This is a genomic window from Oleiagrimonas sp. (genome assembly GCF_027858935.1).
Lineage (GTDB): Bacteria > Pseudomonadota > Gammaproteobacteria > Xanthomonadales > Rhodanobacteraceae > Oleiagrimonas.
In genome coordinates, this window is sequence record NZ_JAQIBU010000212.1 from 1 (window position 1) to 2,965 (window position 2,965).

At 60.3% G+C, this 2,965-nt stretch carries 4 protein-coding genes; 3 read left to right on the forward strand and 1 reads right to left on the reverse strand.

Annotated features, from left to right (window positions below; translation table 11 throughout):
• Positions 1–254, reverse strand: a 254-nt coding sequence (locus tag PF446_RS07985) for a hypothetical protein (RefSeq protein ID WP_298070874.1), incomplete at its 3' end; no start/stop codon positions are given.
• Positions 255–278: 24 nt separating this feature from the next.
• Here PF446_RS07985 and PF446_RS07990 point away from each other — a divergent pair.
• The 3 genes from PF446_RS07990 to PF446_RS08000 form a co-directional block, all read left to right on the forward strand.
• Positions 279–584, forward strand: coding sequence for a hypothetical protein (locus PF446_RS07990; protein WP_298070875.1), 306 nt, complete (start codon positions 279–281; stop codon positions 582–584).
• A gap of 154 nt (positions 585–738) precedes the next feature.
• A complete protein-coding gene (locus tag PF446_RS07995) occupies positions 739–1,872 on the forward strand; it encodes an efflux RND transporter periplasmic adaptor subunit (protein WP_298070878.1) in 1,134 nt (377 codons plus the stop codon).
• A partial coding sequence (locus tag PF446_RS08000) for an efflux RND transporter permease subunit (RefSeq protein WP_298070879.1) occupies positions 1,869–2,965 on the forward strand: 1,097 nt, incomplete at its 3' end. The genes PF446_RS07995 and PF446_RS08000, both read left to right, overlap by 4 nt.

Consider the following 2,965-nt stretch of genomic DNA (forward strand, 5'->3'; position numbering starts at 1 on the left):
CGCCGGATCACGCCTGCGCCCTTCACATCAAGCAGGTCCAGGTGTCCATGCGCCTTGATGCTGTCGAAAGCATGCCCCTTGGCACCGTGATTGGCCCGTGCGCCCTGCCCCTTGGCGCCGTCGGGATTTTCCGGACTGGCCATGCGCGAGGTGACCTGCCCGGGCAGCTGGTACAGGGCCTGGGCAGCCGCAGGCCTTGCGGCCAGCAAGCCGGAAACAAGCAGCAGGGTTGTTGCGATGCGCAATCCAGTCATGGCAGGAATCAACAAGCGGGGGACATGCAACATGATCGCAGCCAGCATCATCGGTCACAAGAATGCACCCGTCAGGCGAGCCGCGCCTGTATTCAAACCGCAGCGGATCCGAAACTCGAAGATCATTCGCTCATGCATCTGCATGCCGAAACCCGATTGAAGTCAGGAACCTCATCACGCGCCGATGAGACCGCTTCTGGAATGCATGACGAGTACGTGCAGTGCATCGATCAGGCGGGACGAGATCTGGAGATATTGTTGCGCACACACATCCTCGATATCGGTATTTTGCAGCGCACCTTGTCCGACACCTTTGACACCTTTGGTTAGCGGCTGCTGTACAAGCCCATGTCAGTGCGCCCCATAAATTGTTAGGATACTAATGGTACGTATACTAACGAGCGTGGCCCCACGTGTTGTTTGCCGTGATAGAGGCCCCTCAAAAATCTGTTGCACTTAACGCCTCTGGAGTGTTGTCACACCCATGGACAAGCGTCTGATCAAGCGTCTATCGATACTCGTTATCTTTCTCGCCGTACTGTTCGGCGGCATCTTCGGCTGGCATGCCTATATTGCTTCGAAAACGGAAGCGGCCATGTCCAAGGCGGGCAAACAGCGCGTCACGGTTTCCGCTGTCCCGGTCAAACGGATGCAGTGGTCTTCCGAGCTTCAGGTCACCGCATCGCTGAAGGCGGTGCAAGGCACCATGCTGACGCCACAGCTGCCCGGTATGGTCACGACGATCAAGTTCAATTCCGGCGCGCAGGTGAAGAAAGGCCAGTTGCTGGTCCAGCTCAACGATGCCACCCAGCAGGCACAATTGCAGCATGACCTCTCGGCGCTGGACCTGGACAAGACCAAGCTGGCACAACAAAGGACACTCTACAGGCGACACAACACCAGCCAACTTTCGCTGCAGGAAGCCAAAACCGCATATGCGCAGGCGCAGGCCGCGGTGAGTTCGGATCGCGCCACACTGGCCAAACTGCAGGTCCGCGCCGCGTTCGACGGCCATGTCGGACTGCGCCAGGTCAGCCTGGGGCAGTACGTACAGACCACGACACCGGTGGTCGACCTGCAGAAATGGAATCCGATCTACGCCGTATTCCAGGTGCCGCAGCAGGAGCTGGAGCGCCTGGCGGTCAAGCAGCAGGTCCAGTTGCAGGTCCCCGGGCTTGGCAAACGCACGTTCAAGGGTCAGCTCACGGCCATCGGCGCACAAGTCCAGAGCGGAACCCGCAATGTCCGGGTCCAGGCCACGCTGGATAATCCCGGCGACGCACTGCGTCCGGGCATGTTCGGCCGGATCACGGTCCGTACCGGCCAAGCCAGCTCCGTGCTCGCGATCCCGGATTCGGCCATCAGTTACAACACCTACGGCCAGTACGTCTACGTGGTCGAGCACGACAAACATGGTTCCAAGGTGAAGGAGCGCAACGTGCAGACAGGCGATTCGCGCAACGGTCTCACGGTGATCTCGAAGGGCCTTAAAGCAAATGAGAAAGTGGTGACAGCGGGCCAGGTCAAGCTGCATCCGGGAGCCGCGGTAACCATCGCCAAAGACGCGGGCAAAAAGGCTCACGGCAAACACGGTCAGGCCTCGGGAGGCGGAGCATGAACGAAGCGCGCGGTCGCTGGACCGACCTGTTCGTTCGCCGGCCGGTGCTGGCCATCACGCTTGCCCTGCTCATCGGCATCCTCGGGCTGTTCAGTTTCTTCAGCCTGCAGACCCGTGAGTATCCCAATCTCACCAATACGGTGATCAAGGTGAGCACAGGGTATCCGGGCGCCAGTCCCAACACGGTACAAAGCTTCATCACCCAGCCGCTCGGACGCGTGCTCGGACAGACGCCCGACCTGGACTACATGGAATCATCCAGCTCGCAGGGCAGCTCCACGCTGACGCTGTACATGCGCCTGAATACCGACCAGGCCAATGCGCTGGCGAATGTACAGACCGAGATCACCCAGGTGCGGGACCAGTTGCCCGCCAACAGCCACCCGCCGACCGTCAACGTGTCCTCGGGGCACCAGACATCGTTGATGTATATCGCGCTGTACAGCCCGGGCAAGGTCATGACTCCGTCGCAGATCACCGACTACGTGATCCGCAAAGTGCAACCCCTGCTGCAGACCGTAAACGGGGTGTCCAGGGCACGTCTGATTCCCGGCGGCAGCGGCGGCAACGGGAATACGCTGGCCATGCGCGTGTGGCTCAAACCCGAGGCCATGACCGCCTTCGGCGTGACGCCCACCGACGTCCAGAAAACCCTGCAGACGCAGAACGTGGTCACTGCACTGGGCACCACGCGCAACAAACTCGTGGCCATTCCCATCGGCAGCAACCTGAGCGCCCAGAGCGTAGCCACCTTCAAGAAGCTGGTGGTCAAGACCGTCGACAACACGCCGGTGTACCTGGACCAGGTCGCGGATGTCGAACTGGGTGCCCAAAGCTACGTGTCCAACGCCTATTTCGATGGCAATCCGGCCACGTTGATCGGTGTGGATACCACGCCGTCGGCCAACTCGCTGGATGTTGCAAGAGGTATCCAGCAGCAGCTCAAGACCGTGCGCAAGGACCTCCCGCCCGGGCTCAAGCTGGGGATTCCGTTCAACACCGCGGACTTCATCCACTCGGCCATCACCGAAGTCATCACCACCATCGCGATCACGCTCGCAGTGGTGTTGCTGGTGATCTTCATCTTTCTTGG

Coding starts and splice junctions, on each gene's coding strand:
- PF446_RS07990 (WP_298070875.1), top strand. CDS start 279: ATGCAACATGATCGCAGCCAGCATCATCGGTCACAAGAATGCACCCGT.
- PF446_RS07995 (WP_298070878.1), top strand. CDS start 739: ATGGACAAGCGTCTGATCAAGCGTCTATCGATACTCGTTATCTTTCTC.